Origin of the sequence: Rossellomorea sp. LJF3 (genome assembly GCF_037046045.1) — a bacterium.
Lineage (GTDB): Bacteria > Bacillota > Bacilli > Bacillales > Bacillaceae_B > Rossellomorea.
Genome location: NZ_JBANLY010000004.1, coordinates 166,528 through 185,256 on the forward strand (window position 1 = coordinate 166,528; position 18,729 = coordinate 185,256).

Annotated in this window: 29 protein-coding genes; 23 read left to right on the forward strand and 6 right to left on the reverse strand. The window is 45.0% G+C overall.

Going from position 1 to position 18,729, the window contains the following annotated elements; all coding sequences use genetic code 11:
* Positions 1-8: 8 nt before the first annotated feature.
* The 6 genes from V8G47_RS06240 to V8G47_RS06265 all read left to right on the forward strand — a co-directional run bounded on the left by V8G47_RS06240 (position 9) and on the right by V8G47_RS06265 (position 4,689).
* Complete coding sequence (locus tag V8G47_RS06240) at positions 9-1,298, forward strand: arsenic transporter (protein WP_336199348.1); 1,290 nt, start codon at positions 9-11, stop codon at positions 1,296-1,298.
* Between the two features lie 24 nt (positions 1,299-1,322).
* Positions 1,323-1,742 carry an arsenate reductase (thioredoxin) gene (arsC, locus tag V8G47_RS06245; RefSeq protein WP_336199349.1) on the forward strand — a complete coding sequence of 140 codons (420 nt, stop codon included), beginning with the start codon at positions 1,323-1,325 and terminating at the stop codon, positions 1,740-1,742.
* A 72-nt stretch (positions 1,743-1,814) separates the two neighbouring features.
* Positions 1,815-2,180, forward strand: coding sequence for an arsenite efflux transporter metallochaperone ArsD (arsD, locus tag V8G47_RS06250; RefSeq protein WP_336199350.1), 366 nt, complete (start codon positions 1,815-1,817; stop codon positions 2,178-2,180).
* A gap of 15 nt (positions 2,181-2,195) precedes the next feature.
* Complete coding sequence (gene arsA / locus V8G47_RS06255; RefSeq protein ID WP_336199351.1) at positions 2,196-3,965, forward strand: arsenical pump-driving ATPase; 1,770 nt, start codon at positions 2,196-2,198, stop codon at positions 3,963-3,965.
* A gap of 13 nt (positions 3,966-3,978) precedes the next feature.
* Positions 3,979-4,401, forward strand: coding sequence for a protein-tyrosine phosphatase family protein (locus tag V8G47_RS06260; protein WP_336199352.1), 423 nt, complete (start codon positions 3,979-3,981; stop codon positions 4,399-4,401).
* A gap of 12 nt (positions 4,402-4,413) precedes the next feature.
* Entirely contained in the window at positions 4,414-4,689 is a 276-nt protein-coding gene (locus V8G47_RS06265) for an adhesin (RefSeq protein WP_261751836.1), read from the forward strand.
* A gap of 45 nt (positions 4,690-4,734) precedes the next feature.
* On the opposite strand, the gene V8G47_RS06270 is transcribed toward V8G47_RS06265, so the two are convergent.
* The 3 genes from V8G47_RS06270 to V8G47_RS06280 form a co-directional block, all read right to left on the reverse strand.
* A complete protein-coding gene (locus V8G47_RS06270) occupies positions 4,735-5,601 on the reverse strand; it encodes a permease (RefSeq protein WP_336199353.1) in 867 nt (288 codons plus the stop codon).
* Between the two features lie 21 nt (positions 5,602-5,622).
* Positions 5,623-5,778 (reverse strand): hypothetical protein, encoded by a 156-nt coding sequence (locus tag V8G47_RS06275; protein WP_336199354.1) that lies wholly within the window; start codon positions 5,776-5,778, stop codon positions 5,623-5,625.
* A 70-nt stretch (positions 5,779-5,848) separates the two neighbouring features.
* On the reverse strand, positions 5,849-6,172 hold the full coding sequence (locus V8G47_RS06280) for an ArsR/SmtB family transcription factor (RefSeq protein ID WP_336199355.1): 324 nt from the start codon (positions 6,170-6,172) through the stop codon (positions 5,849-5,851).
* A gap of 268 nt (positions 6,173-6,440) precedes the next feature.
* Between V8G47_RS06280 and V8G47_RS06285 the strand changes: the two genes are divergently transcribed.
* The gene (locus V8G47_RS06285) at positions 6,441-6,572 is read left to right on the forward strand and encodes a hypothetical protein (RefSeq protein WP_336199356.1); all 132 of its coding nucleotides are present in this window, start codon (positions 6,441-6,443) and stop codon (positions 6,570-6,572) included.
* 53 nt (positions 6,573-6,625) lie between these two features.
* On the opposite strand, the gene V8G47_RS06290 is transcribed toward V8G47_RS06285, so the two are convergent.
* The gene (locus V8G47_RS06290) at positions 6,626-7,042 is read right to left on the reverse strand and encodes a universal stress protein (protein ID WP_336199357.1); all 417 of its coding nucleotides are present in this window, start codon (positions 7,040-7,042) and stop codon (positions 6,626-6,628) included.
* A 269-nt stretch (positions 7,043-7,311) separates the two neighbouring features.
* On the opposite strand from V8G47_RS06290, the gene V8G47_RS06295 reads away from it, so the two are divergent.
* From V8G47_RS06295 to V8G47_RS06315, 5 genes are all read left to right on the forward strand, one after another.
* The gene (locus V8G47_RS06295; RefSeq protein WP_336199358.1) at positions 7,312-8,790 is read left to right on the forward strand and encodes a SulP family inorganic anion transporter; all 1,479 of its coding nucleotides are present in this window, start codon (positions 7,312-7,314) and stop codon (positions 8,788-8,790) included.
* Positions 8,791-9,085: 295 nt separating this feature from the next.
* Complete coding sequence (locus tag V8G47_RS06300) at positions 9,086-9,640, forward strand: GNAT family N-acetyltransferase (protein WP_336199359.1); 555 nt, start codon at positions 9,086-9,088, stop codon at positions 9,638-9,640.
* Between the two features lies 1 nt (position 9,641).
* Positions 9,642-10,013 carry an iron chaperone gene (locus tag V8G47_RS06305; RefSeq protein ID WP_336199360.1) on the forward strand — a complete coding sequence of 124 codons (372 nt, stop codon included), beginning with the start codon at positions 9,642-9,644 and terminating at the stop codon, positions 10,011-10,013.
* Positions 10,014-10,031: 18 nt separating this feature from the next.
* Positions 10,032-10,622 carry a YdeI/OmpD-associated family protein gene (locus V8G47_RS06310; protein WP_442970801.1) on the forward strand — a complete coding sequence of 197 codons (591 nt, stop codon included), beginning with the start codon at positions 10,032-10,034 and terminating at the stop codon, positions 10,620-10,622.
* Positions 10,623-10,646: 24 nt separating this feature from the next.
* Positions 10,647-11,210 carry a GNAT family N-acetyltransferase gene (locus V8G47_RS06315; RefSeq protein WP_336199362.1) on the forward strand — a complete coding sequence of 188 codons (564 nt, stop codon included), beginning with the start codon at positions 10,647-10,649 and terminating at the stop codon, positions 11,208-11,210.
* 8 nt (positions 11,211-11,218) lie between these two features.
* Here V8G47_RS06315 and V8G47_RS06320 read toward each other — a convergent pair whose 3' ends face one another.
* Entirely contained in the window at positions 11,219-12,571 is a 1,353-nt protein-coding gene (locus V8G47_RS06320) for a polysaccharide deacetylase family protein (RefSeq protein WP_336199363.1), read from the reverse strand.
* 194 nt (positions 12,572-12,765) lie between these two features.
* Here V8G47_RS06320 and V8G47_RS06325 point away from each other — a divergent pair, with 194 nt between their 5' ends.
* The 5 genes from V8G47_RS06325 (at position 12,766) to V8G47_RS06345 (ending at position 14,708) form a co-directional block, all read left to right on the forward strand.
* On the forward strand, positions 12,766-13,047 hold the full coding sequence (locus V8G47_RS06325; RefSeq protein ID WP_336199364.1) for a hypothetical protein: 282 nt from the start codon (positions 12,766-12,768) through the stop codon (positions 13,045-13,047).
* A gap of 97 nt (positions 13,048-13,144) precedes the next feature.
* Positions 13,145-13,822, forward strand: coding sequence for a zinc dependent phospholipase C family protein (locus V8G47_RS06330; protein ID WP_336199365.1), 678 nt, complete (start codon positions 13,145-13,147; stop codon positions 13,820-13,822).
* 35 nt (positions 13,823-13,857) lie between these two features.
* Positions 13,858-14,070 carry a hypothetical protein gene (locus V8G47_RS06335; RefSeq protein ID WP_336199366.1) on the forward strand — a complete coding sequence of 71 codons (213 nt, stop codon included), beginning with the start codon at positions 13,858-13,860 and terminating at the stop codon, positions 14,068-14,070.
* A gap of 106 nt (positions 14,071-14,176) precedes the next feature.
* Positions 14,177-14,311 carry a hypothetical protein gene (locus tag V8G47_RS06340; RefSeq protein WP_336199367.1) on the forward strand — a complete coding sequence of 45 codons (135 nt, stop codon included), beginning with the start codon at positions 14,177-14,179 and terminating at the stop codon, positions 14,309-14,311.
* A gap of 34 nt (positions 14,312-14,345) precedes the next feature.
* Positions 14,346-14,708 (forward strand): DUF4181 domain-containing protein, encoded by a 363-nt coding sequence (locus V8G47_RS06345; protein ID WP_336199368.1) that lies wholly within the window; start codon positions 14,346-14,348, stop codon positions 14,706-14,708.
* A 46-nt stretch (positions 14,709-14,754) separates the two neighbouring features.
* On the opposite strand, the gene V8G47_RS06350 is transcribed toward V8G47_RS06345, so the two are convergent.
* Positions 14,755-16,173, reverse strand: a complete 1,419-nt coding sequence (locus V8G47_RS06350; protein WP_336199443.1) for a DHA2 family efflux MFS transporter permease subunit — start codon at positions 16,171-16,173, stop codon at positions 14,755-14,757.
* 254 nt (positions 16,174-16,427) lie between these two features.
* Between V8G47_RS06350 and V8G47_RS06355 the strand changes: the two genes are divergently transcribed.
* The 6 genes from V8G47_RS06355 to V8G47_RS06380 all read left to right on the forward strand — a co-directional run bounded on the left by V8G47_RS06355 (position 16,428) and on the right by V8G47_RS06380 (position 18,697).
* On the forward strand, positions 16,428-17,024 hold the full coding sequence (locus tag V8G47_RS06355) for a TetR/AcrR family transcriptional regulator (protein ID WP_336199369.1): 597 nt from the start codon (positions 16,428-16,430) through the stop codon (positions 17,022-17,024).
* Positions 17,025-17,045: 21 nt separating this feature from the next.
* Positions 17,046-17,228, forward strand: coding sequence for an SE1832 family protein (locus V8G47_RS06360; protein WP_336199370.1), 183 nt, complete (start codon positions 17,046-17,048; stop codon positions 17,226-17,228).
* Between the two features lie 93 nt (positions 17,229-17,321).
* Complete coding sequence (locus tag V8G47_RS06365; RefSeq protein WP_034762146.1) at positions 17,322-17,507, forward strand: hypothetical protein; 186 nt, start codon at positions 17,322-17,324, stop codon at positions 17,505-17,507.
* A gap of 117 nt (positions 17,508-17,624) precedes the next feature.
* On the forward strand, positions 17,625-17,825 hold the full coding sequence (locus V8G47_RS06370) for a hypothetical protein (protein ID WP_336199371.1): 201 nt from the start codon (positions 17,625-17,627) through the stop codon (positions 17,823-17,825).
* Positions 17,826-17,891: 66 nt separating this feature from the next.
* On the forward strand, positions 17,892-18,476 hold the full coding sequence (locus tag V8G47_RS06375; RefSeq protein WP_336199372.1) for a YdcF family protein: 585 nt from the start codon (positions 17,892-17,894) through the stop codon (positions 18,474-18,476).
* Positions 18,473-18,697: a hypothetical protein gene (locus tag V8G47_RS06380; RefSeq protein WP_336199373.1), complete on the forward strand. Its 225-nt coding sequence runs from the start codon at positions 18,473-18,475 to the stop codon at positions 18,695-18,697. The genes V8G47_RS06375 and V8G47_RS06380 overlap by 4 nt, the downstream gene beginning before the upstream one ends.
* The last annotated feature ends 32 nt before the right edge of the window (positions 18,698-18,729 follow it).

Below are 18,729 nucleotides of genomic sequence, written 5' to 3' on the forward strand. Positions count from 1 at the left end.
AAGGAATTATGACTATATTGGCATCTGTGATTTTTCTCATCACCCTTGTGCTCGTCATTTGGCAGCCGAAAGGCCTTTCCATCGGATGGTCAGCTATTGGCGGAGCAATACTGGCACTGCTTGTAGGGGTAGTCGATTTCAGCGACGTGGTTGATGTGACCGGCATCGTTTGGAATGCGACCTTAGCATTTATTGCAATTATTATTATTTCTCTCATCCTTGATGAGATTGGATTTTTTGAATGGGCTGCCTTGCATATGGCAAGAGCGGCAAAAGGAAACGGTGTAAAGATGTTCGTTTACGTCTCACTCCTCGGAGCAGTGGTGGCGGCTCTTTTCGCCAACGATGGAGCGGCACTGATCCTGACACCGATCGTACTTGCGATGGTACGGAACCTGAATTTCAGTGAGAAGCTTGTGTTTCCATTCATCATCGCGAGCGGATTCATCGCGGACACCACGTCCCTGCCTTTAGTGGTCAGTAACCTCGTGAACATCGTGTCCGCTGACTTCTTCGGAATCGGGTTTGTGGAGTTCGCATCTCGCATGATCGTTCCGAATCTGTTTTCACTCGGAGCAAGTATACTGGTCCTTTATCTCTTTTTCCGAAAGAGCATCCCGAAGAATTATGATGTTTCTCAGCTTAAAAAACCGGTGGATGCCATTCAGGACATCAAGATGTTCCGCCTTTCCTGGGTGGTGCTCTCGATCCTACTTGTCGGCTATTTCGCCAGTGAATTCATCGGTCTGCCGGTTTCCATCATTGCCGGGATCGTGGCCATTTTCTTCTTGGCCATGGCTAGAAGAAGTGCAGCGGTGAATACGAAAACCGTCATCAAAGGCGCTCCGTGGGCGATTGTGTTCTTCTCGATCGGCATGTACGTGGTCGTGTATGGCCTGCGTAATGTAGGGCTGACGGATGTGCTTTCAGATGTCATCCAGATGACGGCTGATCAAGGATTATTTGCAGCCACAGTCGGAATGGGATTCATCGCGGCGATCCTATCGTCCATCATGAACAATATGCCGACGGTGATGATCGATGCTCTGGCGATTGCCGGCACGGATACGACGGGTGTCACACGAGAAGCGTTGATCTACGCCAACGTCATCGGATCGGATCTTGGACCGAAGATTACCCCGATCGGATCATTGGCAACATTATTATGGCTACACGTCCTTTCTTTAAAAGGGGTAAAAATCTCCTGGGGGACGTACTTTAAAACAGGAATCATCCTGACCATCCCAACCCTATTCATCACACTGGTGGGGCTTTATATCTGGTTATTAATCATCTAACAAACACTAAAGGAGAGATTCAACATGTCAAAGAAAACCATCTACTTCCTATGTACAGGGAATTCATGCCGAAGCCAAATGGCGGAAGGCTGGGCGAAAAAACACTTAGGTGACGAGTGGAATGTTTACAGTGCTGGAATCGAAGCACACGGCTTGAACCCAAATGCAGTGAAAGCAATGAAAGAAGTCGATATCGATATCACGAACCAAACATCCGATATCATCGACCCGGAAATTCTAAATAATGCTGACTTAGTTGTCACACTTTGCGGAGATGCAGCGGATAAATGTCCTGTGACACCGCCTCAAGTGAAACGCGTACATTGGGGATTCGATGACCCTGCGAAGGCGCAAGGAACGGAAGAAGAGAAATGGGCATTCTTCCAACGCGTACGTGATGAGGTGGGAGAGAGAATCCACCGTTTTTCTGAGACGGGGGAATAAAAACACATAGCCAAGAGACGGTGTTCTCTTGGCTTCTTTTCTGGCGTTTTAATAAAAAGAAGGAGAGATACGATGAGTAAAATGGAGATTTTCGATCCAGCAATGTGTTGTTCAACCGGGGTATGCGGACCAACCGTCGATCCCGAGTTGACCAGGATTGCATCTGCTGTGTATTCCCTTGAGCAAAAGGGATATGATGTATCCCGTTATCAGTTGACCAGCGAGCCTGAAAAGTTCGCAGGAAATCGGGTCATCAGCAAAGTCCTTCAGGAAAAGGGGCCGGACTCATTACCACTTGTACTGCTTGATGGTGACGTCGTGAAGTCAGGGAATTATCCTACGAACGAAGAGATGGCTGAATGGTTCGACCTTTCACCGGAAGAGTTGACGAAGAAGCCGAAAGTCCGACTATCCCTCGACTTGAAATCACGGAAATAAGGAAGGATGAGATGTATGTTTCAATCTTATGTCCCTCAGCAAGTGGTGAAGACCCGCTTCCTTTTTATAACAGGTAAGGGCGGCGTGGGAAAGACGTCCACAGCCAGTGCCACCGGGGTTGCCTTGGCCGATCAGGGAAAGAAAGTCCTGCTCATCAGCACCGATCCCGCGTCGAACCTGCAGGATGTGTTTCAAATGGACTGTTCCAACACGCCAACGCAGGTTCCGGTCGTCGACAATCTGTGGATCAGCAATATTGATCCGGAAGAATCTGCGCGGGCGTATCGGGATAAAGTGGTCGGTCCTTATCGGGGAGTTCTCCCGGATTCGGTGGTTGCGACCATGGAAGAACAATTGTCCGGAGCCTGTACAGTGGAGATTGCCGCTTTTGACGAGTTTTCGGGCCTCCTGTCCAATCAGGAGATCACGGAGGAGTACGATCATATCCTGTTTGATACAGCTCCGACAGGGCATACCCTTCGCTTATTGCAGCTTCCGACAGCTTGGAACGGATTTCTGGAAGAAAGTACCCACGGGGCTTCCTGCTTAGGTCCACTTGCTGGACTCGCAGAGAAAAAAGAACTTTACTCCAAAACGGTCTCTGCATTATCTGACCGGGATCAAACCACCCTGCTACTTGTTACGAGAGCAGATGGATCATCCCTTATGGAAGCGAATAGAGCAGCGCTGGAGTTACGGGAGATCGGGTTGAATCATCAACTTCTTCTCGTGAACGGACTATTACAGGATAAGGTGGCACAAGATCCTGTTTCACTTGCTTTTTACAACAAACAGCAACAAGCTTTAAGAACGATGCCAGAGGGACTGAAGCAGTTGGTGGCTTATTCTCTTCCGTTCGTGGCGTATTCATTGACAGGAGTCGAGAACCTGCGCCACTTATTCAAGTCAACGATACCGGCATATTCCGTTCAAGATCAGGACTTGTCTATTGAAACGGAAAATCTGAACGATCTCATTGAAGGTTTCTCCCGTAATGAAACATCTTTAATTTTCACCATGGGGAAAGGCGGAGTCGGAAAAACAACCGTAGCCTCCGCCATCGCTGTAGGGCTCGTTGAAAAAGGGCATAAAGTTCACTTAACGACGACGGATCCGGCAGCTCATATCCACTACCAGTTTGAGCAGGATGCAGTAAACGAACGCTTGACGATCAGCCGCATTGACCCGAAAACGGAAGTGGAAAAATATAAGCAAGAGGTGTTGGATCAGGCGAAAGAGAATGTCGATGAGGACGGACTTGCTTATCTTGAGGAAGACTTGAATTCCCCTTGTACCGAAGAAATTGCCGTCTTCCGCGCATTCAGTGAAGTGGTGGCACGATCGGAGGATGAAATCGTCGTCATCGACACGGCCCCTACCGGCCACACCCTTCTGCTACTGGATGCAGCAGAATCATACAGTAAAGAAATCGAGAAATCGACAGGTGACGTCCCTGCGAGTGTTAAAGAGCTCCTGCCAAAGTTGCGAAATGCGGAGGAAACGGCTGTGGTCATTGTCACCTTGGCTGAAGCAACACCCGTCTTGGAATCGTCCCGTCTGCAGGAGGACCTTAAGCGCGCTTCCATCACTCCAAAGTGGTGGGTGATCAACCAAAGCCTGCTGGAGACCAAGACGAATGATCCCGTTTTAAAGGGGAAAGCACAATCTGAAAAGGACTGGATTTTGAAAGTACAGAACCAGTTTGCAGAAAAGACAGCGACGATCCCATGGATGGCAGAAGATAAAATCGGATATAACAAGTTGAAAGAATATCTCATAAACTAGTGGAGGTACCGACATGAAAAACTATCATGAACTAATCAAGGACCGCATTTATATAGGCGGAGCGGAAGATGCAGAAGAAGCCGTGAAGCACGAATCCATTGATCTTGTCTTCGATTTAAGGGCGGAGTCACCACAAAGTGATGCAGTGTATTCACGCATTCACAGCCCGATCGTCGACAACGAAGGGGATCAAGATGACTCCATCAAGGCTTCCATCGAGCAAGTGGTAACAGCCTATAAAGACGGGAAGAACATTTATTTCCACTGTCAGGGAGGCAGCAACCGTACAGGTACAGTCGCGGTTGGAACCCTTCTTGAACTTGGATTCGCCGAAACGTTGGAGGAAGCGGAAGCCATGGCCCAAGAGTCCCGTCCTAAAATCAATGTGAAACCTGAAATGATGGAGTCTTTACGGAAGCTTTACCCGAATAAATAGGAGGGAACACATATGCACATTACAGATCAAGCGAGAACCGTATTAACGGAAGTGTTACAAGAACAGGGAGCAGAAGGTATCCGTTTATCGTCCACAGCAGGCTGCTGCGGCCCCCAGATCGCCGTATCCATGGACGACCCGGAACCGACAGACACGATTGAAACCATCAATGGCATCCGCGTTGCCATCGCCCCTTCAATGGAGGGAACAGATGCATACACGATCGATATCGAAACTACCCCTGATGGAGTAGGGCTGGTCCTGATCGGTGCCAATCAATGTTGTTAACATAAAGAGGCCGCTGCATATGAGCAGCGGCCTCTTTTCAATTTATCAGATGAGATAGAATATAAACCCGGATACGGTAGACATGGTGATCACTGATAAAACAAAGGTCATGACCAGTTGTTTTTTGAAAATCGATTTTAGAAGGACCACTTCAGGAAGACTGGCTCCAGCTGAACTGATCATCATCGCCATAACAGGTCCGAGTGCCATTCCTTTCATAATCAGAATCTGTGAAATGGGGATCATACTTGAAAGACGTATATATAAAGGAACCCCGACAATGGCTGCGATCGGTATGAGCCACCAATGCTCTCTCCCAAAGAAACCGGAAATCCACTCAGTCGGAACGAGTCCGTGTATGACGGCACCGATGGCAGCTCCAATAATGAGGTAGGGATAAACGCTTCTCATCAAGTCAATGGTTTCCTTCCAAGCCCCCTTCAAGGAGAACTTTTTCTCTTCTTCATTAAACCCGGTCATCATGACGTTCTTGACATACTTTTCAAATCCGAATGCCTCGAGCAGGAAGCCGACGCTAATAGAGAAGATGGTCGTAATCACTGTATAAATAAAGGCTACTTTCCACCCGAGTACGACCCCCATGATCGTGAGGATCGTGGGGTCTGAAACGGGTGAAGCGAATAAGAAGATCATCACAATTCCAAACGGCAGTTTCTTTTTTAACATATTCACGACAACAGGTATCGTAGAACATGAGCAAAATGGTGTGACAAATGCAAAAACGATTGCAGCGGCGGCACCCCAAGCCTTGTTTTTCCCGGAAATCATTTTCTCGATTTTTTCATAAGGGATGAATCCTTGCAGTAAACTGATGGCAAATGAAATGACCACAAACAAGACCGTTAATTCCAGTGCAATTTCCAGAAAGCTTTTAACTGTTTCCCCCCACATAGTGACCGTCCCCTTTCCTGATTAAACTGCCGGGCAGCAAGGGCCGCAGCATAGTTGGTCTTCGATTTTCTTAGTGTTGATGGATGATGCCGGTTTAGCGTGATACATGGCTACCCTTTCCTGCATGTCGCTTCTTTTTTCCTTTAAGATCATTTCTTCTTTATAGAAGTTAATCATTTGTATCTCCTCCATTAATCAAAATAAGTTGATTTATTAATCAAAAAAAATTGATATAACATTTAAAAATTTAACGGGAAGGCCTGAATAGACAACATAACTCTTCTGACAGGAGGTGGTTGATCTCATCCTGGTTCAAACTGTAATAGCTCCATGTTCCTTTTGTTTCTTTCTTCACAATGTTCGCATCTAGAAGGATCTTCAAGTGATACGATAATTTCGACTGCTTCATATCCATCAATGGAGCCAGGTCACATACGCACATTTCGCCTTTCATCGTCAATATGTTCATGATTTGAAGTCTTTTTTGATCGGCAATGGCTTTGAACTTCTGTTCGTAGGTTTCAAAGATTTTTAAGTTGGATACATCTTGTAATGGGATGTCATTTGTCATCATACGTGCCTCGTTTCTCTATCAATTTTTCTTGATGTAATCATCTTATATCCATTATTTTTATGTGTCAAGAGTTAAATCAAATATATTTGATGTATTGGTGTTATCCTATGCAACAAACTGGAGGTCGGTTCCTAAAATCAATTTTTTTTGATTTATTAATTGCTATTCTGAAAAGTGAAACATATACTAATAGTATAAATCAAATAAAGTTGATGTATACAATTAATCAATTTTTTTAATTTGAAAATGGAAGGGGATGGATGATATGAATTTCATTAAGATTTTACTGGGGGATAAGAAAAGCGATTCCGAAGAGTGCTGTCAAATCGAGATAAAAGAAGTGAAACAAGAACAGTGTTGTTCTGCTGAAGAAAACGAAGGAAGCCCCTGCTGCTAAGATTAATACGGAATGAACGGAACCCCTTCGGCCAGTGAGCCCAAGGGGTTCTATCATTTCACGATCATCACAGGACACTTCACTCTTTTCGCTACCTTATGACTCACGCTCCCCAAGACCATTTCCTGAAGGGTATTCAACCCTCTGCTCCCAATCACCACTGCGTCAAATTGGTGTTCGTTCGCGTGCTTGACGATGGTGGGACCCGGTTCCCCGTGCAAATAATGTGTTGTATAGTTAATCTTCGCATGTTTGATCTTCTGTTCGATTAGTAAAAGTTTCTGCTTTCGATGTGCAGCTGCGTCGGTTCCCCAATGCTGCAGTACATCATCTTTTGACTGTTTTCCGTCAATGACATATACCACTTCAATGGTGCCGTTCTTTTGGCAGGAGGCAAGGGCGATGGCTTTTTCAGTCGCTCTAATAGAATGGTCGGACCCATCAGTTGCTAATAAAATTTTACTGAACATGAATGAATCTCCTTTCTATGTTGTTTCAAGATATATATATGGTATTCGACTATCACCATCTATTATCCTTTACGATGAATCTAATAGAAGTCGAATTGTAACGAAATTATGCGTATATAAAAGTAAATGAAAGAAAAATAGGTTTGTCATCGTTTTAATGGACACTTCACAATCGGTGGAATTCGTTATATAATGTGCCTTGTGTTTAACGGACCCGACTTTCATGAGAGTTGAAAGTCAACAAAAAATTCTAAATAAAGAGGTGCATAATGAATTTATCAACAATTAAATCTCAGTGGTTTGGAAACATCCGTGGGGATGTCCTGGCAGGAACGGTTGTAGCCATGGCTTTGATTCCCGAGGCCATTGCGTTCTCGATCATAGCGGGTGTCGATCCGATGGTCGGATTGTACGCTTCCTTCTGTATTGCCGTGGTCATTGCGTTTGTAGGTGGGCGCCCCGGCATGATTTCCGCCGCGACCGGTGCAACAGCTCTGGTGATGGTTAATCTTGTGGCCGATCACGGGCTGCAATATCTACTGGCCGCCACCATTCTGACGGGTGTCATTCAGATCATTATGGGTGTATGTAAGTTAGGACGATTAATGAAGTTTGTTCCCCGTTCCGTCATGATCGGATTTGTGAATGCTTTGGCTATTTTGATCTTTACAGCGCAACTGCCACACTTTGTAGGGGAGACATGGGTGATGTATGCGATGGTTGCCGGTGCGTTGGCGATTATTTATATTCTCCCACGCTTCACCAAAGCGGTTCCATCTCCTTTGGTTGCCATCATAGCCATCACAGTGGTCGCTGTTTTGATGAATAGTGATGTGCGGACTGTTGGTGACATGGGGCAGCTGACTCAGTCGTTACCGATCTTCTTGATCCCGGATATTCCATTTACCTTTGAAACGTTACAGATCATTTTTCCCTATTCGCTATCCATTGCCATTGTCGGATTGGTTGAATCCTTATTGACCGCATCCATCGTGGATGATATGACGGACACAACAAGTGATAAGAACCAGGAAGCAAAGGGACAAGGGGTTGCGAATATCGTTTCTGCTTTCTTTGGCGGAATGGCAGGGTGTGCCATGATCGGTCAATCGGTCATCAACGTGAAGTCAGGCGGAAGAGGACGTTTGTCTACCCTGGTAGCCGGTGTATTCTTAATGATCCTGATTCTGTTATTAAACGATTTCCTTGTCACCATTCCAATGGCTGCCCTAGTCGGTGTGATGTTCATGGTTTCCATCGGGACATTCGATTGGGCTTCCATTAAGAATCTTCATAAGACGCCATTATCCGATACGGTCGTGATGCTGGCTACGGTCATTACCGTACTCCTGACACATGATCTATCAAAAGGGGTTCTGGTTGGAATCATCTTGAGTGCCATATTCTTTGCCTCCAAGATTTCGAAAGTGAAGATCACGACGTTATCCACCGATCAACCGCATAAAAAGGTGTATCGGGTTTCAGGTCAGTTGTTCTTTGCTTCCGTAACCGAGTTCGTTGAATCATTTGATTTCACTGAACAGGTGAAGGAAGTGACACTGGACCTTACAGATGCCCATCTTTGGGATGACTCGGCTGTAGGGGCCATCGATAAAGTGGTTATCAAATATCACCAGAACGGTGTAAAAGTCACCTTGATCGGATTGAACGAAGAAAGCAATAAACTTGTGAACAGGCTGGCTGTTCACAATCAGCCGGGCGGACTTGATAAAGCCGTCGGACATTAAAAAAAGAAAGCTCTTTGTCTGTGGGGGACAAAGGGCTTTTTTTGTTTGTCACTTATTAAAGGTAGCTCATGCAGAAAAACCAATGATCATTTTCTTGAGTAGTTAGCGAGGTTTTGGAATAATGGGGAAAGAGATTGAACGTTCTCTATGGTTTAGCCGAGCCAAGTTGCCCCTCGAAAGGCTACTCTACCATGCCCTTTGGAAATTCTACTTGATCATAAAGGAAAACCACCAACCAATCGAGAAATACCTATATTAAGAGATGACGCAAGCTTATAATAAGGGAATGATAAACATGAATCTACAGTATGAAGTAATTCCTGAAGAACAGGCCGAATCCTGCCGGGATCTGTGCAATGAACTGATGCTCTTCCAGAAGTCGAAAGCATCTATTGCGCCGGAGCGGTTTGACAGCATGAATTTTGACACGCGGATGCTTCCGTCTATAAAAAATGCCGTACATAATTACCTGGTGATCGTGAAGGATCACGATCGACAGGACGAAATCATCGCCTATGTGTATACGAACATCTCACCAAAGGAAGCCTATTCGAATGACTTTGCCACGTTTTTCGACCTTTCGACTGTCCAAAAAGAGAACGTAGGATGTCTCTCGCAGTTTTACATAAAAGAAGGGTATCGCCAATTTGGGATCGGATCGAAACTGTACAACATGTCGATGGAATGGTTGGCAGAGTTTGACGATGTCGAGGATTATTTTGTCTTCACCTCGAATGGGAATGATGATGCCCTGGCATTTTATCAGAGAAAGGGATTCACGATTTCCCATGATATACTGGACGGTTTTATCACGGTCTTACGAAGAAAAGCAAAAATAAGGAGGAAATAATATGGACGTCTTTACGAGCTATTTAGAAGGGATCGATAACCCCGATCATCGCAATCGAATGGAGGAAATCCTGACGTGGGTGGGGGAGACATTCCCACAACTGGAACCAGCCATCAAGTGGAATACGCCGATGTTTACCGATCACGGGACCTTTATCATCGGGATTTCGACTGCGAAGCACCATGTAAGCGTTGCACCTGAAGAAGTCACAATGGTGCATTTCGCCGACCGCATTAAAGAAGCCGGCTACAGTGCGACCAAAGGGTTGTTTCGCATTCCTTGGAAAGATCCAGTCGATTACAGACTGCTTGAAGATATGATCACCTATAATATTCAGGAAAAAGCTGAATTCTCGGGATTTTGGCGAAAATAGAAGAGAGGAGTGGTGCATGTGATCAAGCCTAATCGCAAGGTGGATGGATTTATAAAAAAAGCGAAACAGTGGCAGGAAGAATATGAAAGGCTGAGAAGTATTCTTCTTTCCTTTGACGAGCTGGAGGAGGAAATCAAGTGGATGCATCCATGCTACACATTAGGTGGTAAGAACATTGTGCTTATGCATGGATTCAAAGACTACTGTGCCCTCCTGTTTCACAAAGGGGCGTTACTTAAGGATTCTCAAGGGGTTCTGATTCAACAGACGGAAAATGTGCAGGCGGCACGCCAGATCCGGTTCACTACTGCAGAAGAAATCATTGAAATGAAGCCGATCCTGGAAGCGTACATACAGGAAGCGATAGAAGTCGAAAAAGCAGGACTACAAGTGGAACTGAAAAAGACGGAAGAATATTTCGTGCCAGATGAACTGGAGCATAAATTCGAAGAAATGCCAGAGTTGAAAACGGCATTTGAAGCCTTGACGCCTGGACGCCAGCGTGCCTACATCCTTTATATTTCAAAAGCGAAACAAGCGAAAACCCGGGAGTCGAGGGTGGATAAATATGTCCAGCATATTTTGGACGGTAAAGGATTAAATGATTAAAGAATGATGAAAGCAGGGAACGAAATGAGAAGCTCTTTTCCACTTATTGAAACCGACAGACTGATATTACGGGAAGTCCTCTCATCTGATGCTCCAGATATGTGGACGTACCTTTCTGATGAAAAGGTGGTCCAGCATATGGGGCTGCCTCCATTTCAATCCGTTCAAGAGGTACAGGGTGAAATTGATTGGTATAAGGAAATCCGAGAAAACGGTTCGGGCATTCGATGGGGGATAACGTTGAAGGACGAAGGAAAGGTCATTGGAAGCTGTGGTTTCCTGAATCTACATCCAAAGCACTTTAGGGCGGAAGTAGGATTTGAATTGAACAGGGAGTATTGGGGGCAGGGGATAGCAGGAGAAGCACTGGATGCTGTGGTCAATCATGGGTTTACACACCTTAATCTTGAGAGGATTGAAGCCTTGATTATACCTGAGAATGACGCCTCGAGAAAACTGGTGGAAAAGAAGGGCTTTCACAGAGAAGGTCTGCTCAGACATTATGAATATACGTGTGGGCAGTTTGATGATTTACTTATGTTCTCTCTTTTAAAAGGGGACAATAAAGAAAAAAGGGATGAGGTCTAAAGAGGGCTTCATCCCTTTTTCATACTTCCATAAAAAGGGCTTGCGGTTTCCACTGCGAGTTTCGCCTGCAACTGGGAGACTGTGAGAAATTCATACCCTTCCTTCTCAAGCAAGGTCAATAACCCTGGAAGTGCATCGGCCGTGGTGGAGTGCACATCGTGGAGGAGGATGATTGCCCCGGGAGCGATTTCCTTCTGCACGACAGAATGGATGGCGGCCGCATTCTTGTTTTTCCAGTCTAGGGAGTCGACGGACCAGAGGACGAGTGATGTCCCATTATCATTGGCTACCGTTTCTACGTCTCGATTGATCGCACCATAAGGCGGGCGCAGCATGACAGGGATTTCCTCCGTCGCAGCCGTGATTTTTTGACGGGAAGCCAGGACTTCCTGAACCATTTGCTCTCTGCCGATCTTCGTCAAATCTTTATGATGATCCGTATGATTGCCGATTTCATGTCCGGCTTCTGCGACACTTTTCGCAACGGCCGGGTATTTCTCTGCTTGACTGCCTAACATGAAAAAGGTCGCCTTGACGTCATGTTCTTTCAGTACGTTTAAAATCCGTGGTGTCACGTAAGGGTCGGGACCGTCATCAAAGGTAAGGGCCACATATTTCTCTCCCATTCCCGTCGACGCCTCTGCTACTTCTAGGTCGTCGGCTGTCTTATCATCAAGATAGGGGAGAAGGGCATGGATGGGGAGTTCCACCCGGGTGGGACCGGCTTCATTGATATCATTGAAGTACAAGGTAAGTGCCTTCCCGTTTAATGTCCAATTCCACGAGGCCGGATCCTTTAAAATCTCCTGAAGTTCCGCATTGGGCTGCCCTTGAAGACGGGTCCGGATCATTTGGATCAACTCATCATTCGTCGTCATGATGTCCGGCAGCTTGACGAACTTCTCTTCTGACACATCGAGGGTGAAGGTCTTCACATGCTCCTTTCCCCGGACATCATTGACCAGCTGATACGAGTGAAACATGATGCTATATGTATCATGGGTCGATTTCCTGCTGTCGGCCTGGATGATGAGGTGGGCCCGGTACCCTTCCCCAAGCTCTTTCTTGTTTTCCTTCACCCTTTTTAAGAAGTCTTCCTTTTCTTTCTTGATCCAGTCTTTAAGAGGCTTCTTGATTTGTGGATCCTCCATAACGGGGGTTTTAATGGACATCGTGTACGTATCTGTATCCGTCGATTCCGTCTTGAAGTCAATGCTCACTGGAGAGGCTCCTTCCGATTCAGGGTCGAACCGGATCGCATCGACGAGCTGGGCCATCCCATAAACGAAAGAAAATCCTATTATGATCAGCACAACCCACCCAGGCCAACGTATCCGCTTGAATGGTATCTTTTTCAGCATATGTCATCCTCTTTTCTGATAAAAAGGTATTTGGAATAATTTTGGCAATTCCAATTATTTCAAATTATTAGAGACAATTCAATGCCTATTTTTTATTTTTTTGAATAAATGGAAAATGGTGGTTTTTGTGAAACTTAACGGGCATCACAATCGTCTATTAAAGAAGAACGTTCTTTAGAAAGGCGGGAATCAATGTGAAAAGATATTCCTGGATTAGTTATCTCTCCGTGGGAATTCCAATGGTCCTTCTTGGGCTTCTGTTCGTCGTTTCAACGATACCCAATGAATCAGTCGTGAAAACGATTTTTTATAGCCTCTATATCGGAGCACCACTCTCCATTGTACTGAGTGTCATTGCTCTATGGAAACGGAATGAGAGAAACGCCTTGGCCTCAGTTGGTTTAATATCAGCGGTTCTCTTAACGGGTTCCATTTTTTATGTACTGATGCTTGGGTTTGGTATGGGTGAGGCCTGAGGGCAGAGTAGCTTGATTGGCTGGTTTTTTGTTTAACTGTTCGGAGAATAAGGGACTATACGATTTCGAAAGGGGACTGAACACATTGGCAACGTGGATGGTACATTTCAGAATTGCAGAGAATCTATTGAATAGTGGCTTACAGGTAGCGGAAAAAGAGTTTCTCGTCGGGAATATCGGACCGGATTGCGGGCTGCCCAATCCAGAAACAGGAATCTTCTTTCCTGACAAAATTGCCACCCATTTTAAGGATGAGGGGAAAATAAATCCTGAATTGTTTTTGCAAAAGTACATACAGAAGGAAGACGATTTCACCAATCCACGCTCCTCTTTTTATTTAGGTTACTATCTTCATCTCGTGACCGATGTGGAGTGGAGCAAGATGCATCAGAAAAAGAAGAAAGAACCGGGTTATCAAACCATACTCGGTACGCCCGAATACACGAGAAAGGTAAAAGGAGACTGGTACGGTTCGGACTTTGTCTATTTACAGGAATACACGGATACAATTTTTCATCGAGTTTTTCAACATATTGAGAGTTTCCCTGATTACCTGGACATTTTTCCCGAAAATCAGATTACGAGACAGATCAAGCGGATCACGGAGTTTTATTATAGCGATTCCTATGCATTTGCCTTGGAACCGGAATACAGGTTTAACTATTTAACTCCTGATGAAATTTCACAGTTTGTTGAGGAGGCGACGGAGAAGCTGGTGGATATCATTCAGATAAACTTCCAAGAGAAGGTTATCTATGACTCTATAAAGAAATAATTCAATTGAAATAATGAGAGGAAGGGTGCCACAGCATGAAGGAAGAACAGGCAAAGAAGCATATCCATCTCATACTGGGGTATTCAGGACTCCTTCTCATAGGCTTGGCAATCTTCAGGAATCTGTCCGTTGTAAAGGATCATGTTGGTTATGGTTTCCTGACGTTCGGATCCCTTTTCCTGATCGTGTATTTCAACTTTGCAGATGACAGAATCGGTGCTACGAGGAAAGAAAAGGCGTTTTATTGAATAGGGTTAATAGGGGCGCTGGGGATGATTGCGTTCTATTCAAATTAGTTCTGTGGAGAAGGAGCGGAAGAGAATGATGGATTTTATAATCAAAGTCTTGTTGTACATGATCTTCTTAGTAGGAGCCCTTTATTTTTATTTCGGAGGCACGAAAAGAGCCAAGAATGGTCACTTTACTCTCATTATAACCATCAGTGTGGTGTTATTAAGCTACTATTATTGGTTCCACATTCAACTATAGAAATGAAATCCATAGAAAGTGAGTGCCTGCGCAGATGAACAGCATCCTGAATGGACTCTATCAATTTATTTTGTATATTGGTGTATTCATATTAATCTTTTATGTGAGTGAGAAAACAGCCAGGAAGAAATGGAAGATTGTGAGGAGGCCAGAAGCGGAGGAAGTCAATTCCCTTCATAAATGGGGGAAACGGATTCTGGGGATTATTCTCTTCTTCAACTTCGTATTTTTTCCGTCAGGGATAAAGAATGCGGTGATTATCATGGTTATTTTCCTATTTAACGCTTGTATGCAGTGGAAGTCGGGAGAGAAAGAATACATCATTACCATACTCGGCCTCGTTATATTCATTATATTTATTACGTTGGGATACACGCTTCATATTTTTTCTGAATAACAAAAGGGAGGCATCATCCTACCACAGGATGATGCCTCCCTTTATATTAGCTCGAACGCGATATGAGTGTCTCCTCGGGTGCCTGTTCTATCTTCTTGATGAAGAAGGATAGGACTAAGCTAACGGCTCCGATGATCATGATGGCAAAGTAGGTATCGTTGATGCCTCCGATGGATGCTTCCATGATCATATGGGCTTTCGATGCGCCTGTGCCTTCCATCATGATGTCCTGGAGATGATCTTTCGTCCGGCTCGTCATGATCGTGACAAGGAGGGACGTCCCAATGGCACCCGCGACCTGTCTTGCCGTATTGGAGATGGCGGTCCCATGGGAATGGAGACTTGATGGCAACTGGTTCAACCCGGCCGTCTGCAGCGGCATCAGGAAGAGGGCCATCCCGATTCGACGTCCGGCGTACATCAGGATCAGATGCATATAGCTCGTGGAATCTGATAAATCCGTAAACGTGTACGTCGTGACCAGTATGATGGTGATTCCGATAACCGAAAGCCATTTTGCCCCGAAACGGTCGAATAATCTTCCCACGGCAGGACTCAACAGCCCCATCAGTAATGCACCTGGGAGCATCAGGAATCCCGCTTCTAAGGCGGTGAATCCACGGGCGTTTTGAAGATACAACGGAAGCAGGATCATATCTGCATACATGACCATCGTAATCACGCAATTGATGAGGGTAGTCAACGTGAACATATTATAACGGAACGCTCTAAGATCAAGAAATGGTCGTTCCGTGACCAGCTGTCTCCAAGAGAACAGAGCTACGGCCAAAAATCCGACCATCAGTGTGGCAATGACCTCGAAACTGCCCCAGCCTTCACTTCCCGCTTCACTGAACCCATAAAGCAAGGCTCCGAATCCAATCGTGGAAAGGATCAAGCTGACGATATCCATCTTGCTTTCAATCGTTTCCGACACATTCCTGAGAAAAATAAATCCGCACACGATGATGATCAGAATGAACGGAATCATTCCATAGAATAACGTCTGCCAAGGAAACACATCAAGGACATAGCCTGTCAGTGTCGGGCCGATTGCCGGAGCGAAAATGATCGCGAGGCCGACGGTCCCCATGGCGGTTCCCCTTTTTTCCGGAGGATAGAGTTTCAGCACTACGTTCATCAGGAGCGGCATGATGATCCCGGTGGACGCAGCCTGAATCAGCCGGCCGGTCAGTAAAACAGGAAAATTGGGTGCTAGGGCCGAGACAACCGTACCGACAAGGAAGATCAGCATGGCACTAAGGAATAACTGCCTCGTCGTATAGCGTTGCATTAAAAAGCCGGTGACGGGTATCAGTACTCCGTTCACGAGCATATAACCCGTCGTCAGCCATTGCCCGGTGGATGCATCAATGCTGAACACATCCATGATCGTGGGTAGGGCGACGGTCATGGTGGTTTGATTAAATATCGTAAAGAAGGCACCCAGGATCATGATGGTCATGACGGGTCCTTTTTTTATGGAGCTTGTAGCGGTGCTCAATCCTTTCCACTTCCTTTCATGGGCTTAATTTACAATGTGTAGTATACTAAACAAAACATAAATTAAATTATAGAAGCTATCCCGGAAGCTTTCAATGAACAGTACGGCGGGTTGTGTTGATTAGTTTACACTCTGAAAGACCTTGTTGTTTAATACCGTGAAACTAAACAGAATCAACGAAATCGTCAATTAATCTAGGGGAAAGGAGAGATGCTATGAGTAATAAGAAGAAACAGACCGATCCTAGAATCCTTCGAACACGCCAGCTATTAAAGGACGCCTTTGTCCAATTGCTGCAGGAGATGGATCTTGAGAAACTGACCGTCAATCGGCTCACAGAAGCGGCCACCATCAATCGGGTGACGTTCTACCTGCATTATCAGGACATTTCGGATATGCTGGATAAGATGGCCGATGAGATGATCCTCGAGATTTCAAGCGTGTTGGGAGAACCGGAAACGGACGAGCACCCGGATCATGAAGAAAATATCAGGGTTCTGGAGAGATTCCTTGAACATATCTCCCTGAACGGGAAGTTTTATAAAACGGTTCTTGCAACGAGGAGAATCCCGATCTTCAAAGAGAGGATCCTGACCTTTTTTACAGACTGGCTCGTGACAAGGATCGAAAGCAGGGGAGAGGCGTCTTTCGTGCAAAAAGCAGGTATTCAGCAGGAGATCTTCATATGGTACGACGCCGCGGCGATCATCGGGACCATTGAATCGTGGCTGCGGAATGATATGCCCTATACCCCCGCATTTCTGGCACGGCAATTTTACTTGATCCATACGAGAGGATTCGATCAACGATAAAGATGAAAGGAGGGAGACAACATGACGAAAGAAGAACTGGAATACAAAATGAACGAAGTGAAGTTGGATTATATCCGCATCCAGGGGGATCTTGAGAAGCTCGAAACCTTCGGCAGAAATACGGATATCCAGCAAAGGAAATTGGACGAACTTGAGACTGAGCTTTCAGATTTACGTAAGCAGCTGGAGGCGATCGATGTTTGATGAATATTGAGGTGCGAAGGAAAATAGGTATATAGAAAGACAAAGGGTACAAGATTCATCTTGTACGATGCTCTTTGATTGGAGCTGATTTCTATGTATCGAAACCGGGACAGACAGGTCAATATCGTCATTATGGTGCTCTTATGCATCCTGATCTTTCATATCATCCGCATCATTCTCCATGTACGAGTCTATTTCGTCTACAGCATGGGGATGGGATATCTTTTATTTCTGGGAATGATCATTTTCCTTATTCTTTTCCTGCTATTTAAAAGATGAGGAAAGGGGCACTTTTCTTGATTGGAAAAGTGCCCTTTTTTTGTTGTGGAGAATCACATATAGGAAAATTATGTTAAAATGTAGAAAATGCTCAGTACATTAAATTGGAGGTTCACTATGAAAAACAGAAATCGATTGGCTTTTCTCATATCAGTCATCGTATTGGTCGGGTTTCCCATTCTGTTTCTCTTCGTCTCTTTGTATACGGGAGAATGGGGATATCTGATGTGGAGTCTTCCGCCATCATTTTTAGCAGGATTTACGGGGTTGATCTTTACACTTCAAACGATTAAAAAAGAAAAGAGTCTATCGAAATAAAACCAGATAGCGAGGTTCGGAATGTACATCTCTAAATTAAATCATGAACATCTCACATATGACCAAATGACACATTTATTATTCTCATCTATTCATGACGATCAATTGAAAGGGGATTGCATCTTTGTTGCAGGCAGCAGTAAGGCAGTGAAGTACCGATTGCCGAAAGCGGTTGAGCTTTACAAACAGGGGAGAGCCGGTAAGATCTTGTTTTCCGGTGGTGTGAAGTGGCAGGGAAGCGAATATACAGAAGCCGAAGAATTAAAGAAGGGAGCCATTTCACTAGGGGTTCCGGAAAAAGATATCTTAATAGAAACGGTTTCCCTACATACATTAGAGAATGTGTTGGCTTCCCTTCTTGTCCTCGACCGGGAATTTCATCTGCACAACATCCGGCGGCTGCTCGTCGTGACGACTTCCTATCATATGAGAAGGCTTCACCTCACACTGAAAACGTATATGCCGGACTGGATCTCATTCACCCTATGCCCTGTGGATGATGACAATACCAACGAAGATAATTGGTATCTGAGTGAAACAGGTATAAAACGCGTCACTGGGGAAACGGGGAAATTGATTCGGTACGTGAAGCAGGGAGCATTGAAGGATGAAGAAGTTGATATTCATTTAAATACAGGAGCGAATATATGAAAAAAGAAAAAATGTACCCGAGATTCTGGCTGTTTGCCATATACTTCACCGGCTTTTGGATTTTGTATGGCTGCTTTATCCTGTTCCAAGATGCAGTCATCGAAAATCATTTCGATAGTCAGCCACTCTATCTGATCGGAGGCATGACCGTTATGTTGTTACGTTCAATGCAAGGATATAAAAAGACCAAGAGGCATGAGGGAGAAGTATCACAAAAATAAGAGGAAATCATGAAAGACTTTCGATCTCCTAT

Coding starts and splice junctions, on each gene's coding strand:
- V8G47_RS06290 (WP_336199357.1), bottom strand. CDS start 7,042: ATGTTCAGTAAAATTTTATTAGCAACTGATGGGTCCGACCATTCTATT.
- V8G47_RS06300 (WP_336199359.1), top strand. CDS start 9,086: ATGAATCTACAGTATGAAGTAATTCCTGAAGAACAGGCCGAATCCTGC.
- V8G47_RS06345 (WP_336199368.1), top strand. CDS start 14,346: ATGAACAGCATCCTGAATGGACTCTATCAATTTATTTTGTATATTGGT.
- V8G47_RS06275 (WP_336199354.1), bottom strand. CDS start 5,778: ATGATTAACTTCTATAAAGAAGAAATGATCTTAAAGGAAAAAAGAAGC.
- V8G47_RS06285 (WP_336199356.1), top strand. CDS start 6,441: ATGAATTTCATTAAGATTTTACTGGGGGATAAGAAAAGCGATTCCGAA.
- V8G47_RS06365 (WP_034762146.1), top strand. CDS start 17,322: ATGTATCGAAACCGGGACAGACAGGTCAATATCGTCATTATGGTGCTC.
- V8G47_RS06295 (WP_336199358.1), top strand. CDS start 7,312: ATGAATTTATCAACAATTAAATCTCAGTGGTTTGGAAACATCCGTGGG.
- V8G47_RS06340 (WP_336199367.1), top strand. CDS start 14,177: ATGATCTTCTTAGTAGGAGCCCTTTATTTTTATTTCGGAGGCACGAAA.
- V8G47_RS06265 (WP_261751836.1), top strand. CDS start 4,414: ATGCACATTACAGATCAAGCGAGAACCGTATTAACGGAAGTGTTACAA.
- arsD (WP_336199350.1), top strand. CDS start 1,815: ATGAGTAAAATGGAGATTTTCGATCCAGCAATGTGTTGTTCAACCGGG.
- V8G47_RS06260 (WP_336199352.1), top strand. CDS start 3,979: ATGAAAAACTATCATGAACTAATCAAGGACCGCATTTATATAGGCGGA.
- V8G47_RS06350 (WP_336199443.1), bottom strand. CDS start 16,173: ATGACCATCATGATCCTGGGTGCCTTCTTTACGATATTTAATCAAACC.
- V8G47_RS06370 (WP_336199371.1), top strand. CDS start 17,625: ATGAAAAACAGAAATCGATTGGCTTTTCTCATATCAGTCATCGTATTG.
- V8G47_RS06320 (WP_336199363.1), bottom strand. CDS start 12,571: ATGCTGAAAAAGATACCATTCAAGCGGATACGTTGGCCTGGGTGGGTT.
- V8G47_RS06380 (WP_336199373.1), top strand. CDS start 18,473: ATGAAAAAAGAAAAAATGTACCCGAGATTCTGGCTGTTTGCCATATAC.
- V8G47_RS06355 (WP_336199369.1), top strand. CDS start 16,428: ATGAGTAATAAGAAGAAACAGACCGATCCTAGAATCCTTCGAACACGC.
- V8G47_RS06315 (WP_336199362.1), top strand. CDS start 10,647: ATGAGAAGCTCTTTTCCACTTATTGAAACCGACAGACTGATATTACGG.
- V8G47_RS06280 (WP_336199355.1), bottom strand. CDS start 6,172: ATGACAAATGACATCCCATTACAAGATGTATCCAACTTAAAAATCTTT.
- V8G47_RS06240 (WP_336199348.1), top strand. CDS start 9: ATGACTATATTGGCATCTGTGATTTTTCTCATCACCCTTGTGCTCGTC.
- V8G47_RS06305 (WP_336199360.1), top strand. CDS start 9,642: ATGGACGTCTTTACGAGCTATTTAGAAGGGATCGATAACCCCGATCAT.
- arsA (WP_336199351.1), top strand. CDS start 2,196: ATGTTTCAATCTTATGTCCCTCAGCAAGTGGTGAAGACCCGCTTCCTT.
- V8G47_RS06270 (WP_336199353.1), bottom strand. CDS start 5,601: ATGTGGGGGGAAACAGTTAAAAGCTTTCTGGAAATTGCACTGGAATTA.
- V8G47_RS06360 (WP_336199370.1), top strand. CDS start 17,046: ATGACGAAAGAAGAACTGGAATACAAAATGAACGAAGTGAAGTTGGAT.
- V8G47_RS06375 (WP_336199372.1), top strand. CDS start 17,892: ATGACACATTTATTATTCTCATCTATTCATGACGATCAATTGAAAGGG.
- V8G47_RS06335 (WP_336199366.1), top strand. CDS start 13,858: ATGAAGGAAGAACAGGCAAAGAAGCATATCCATCTCATACTGGGGTAT.
- arsC (WP_336199349.1), top strand. CDS start 1,323: ATGTCAAAGAAAACCATCTACTTCCTATGTACAGGGAATTCATGCCGA.
- V8G47_RS06330 (WP_336199365.1), top strand. CDS start 13,145: ATGGTACATTTCAGAATTGCAGAGAATCTATTGAATAGTGGCTTACAG.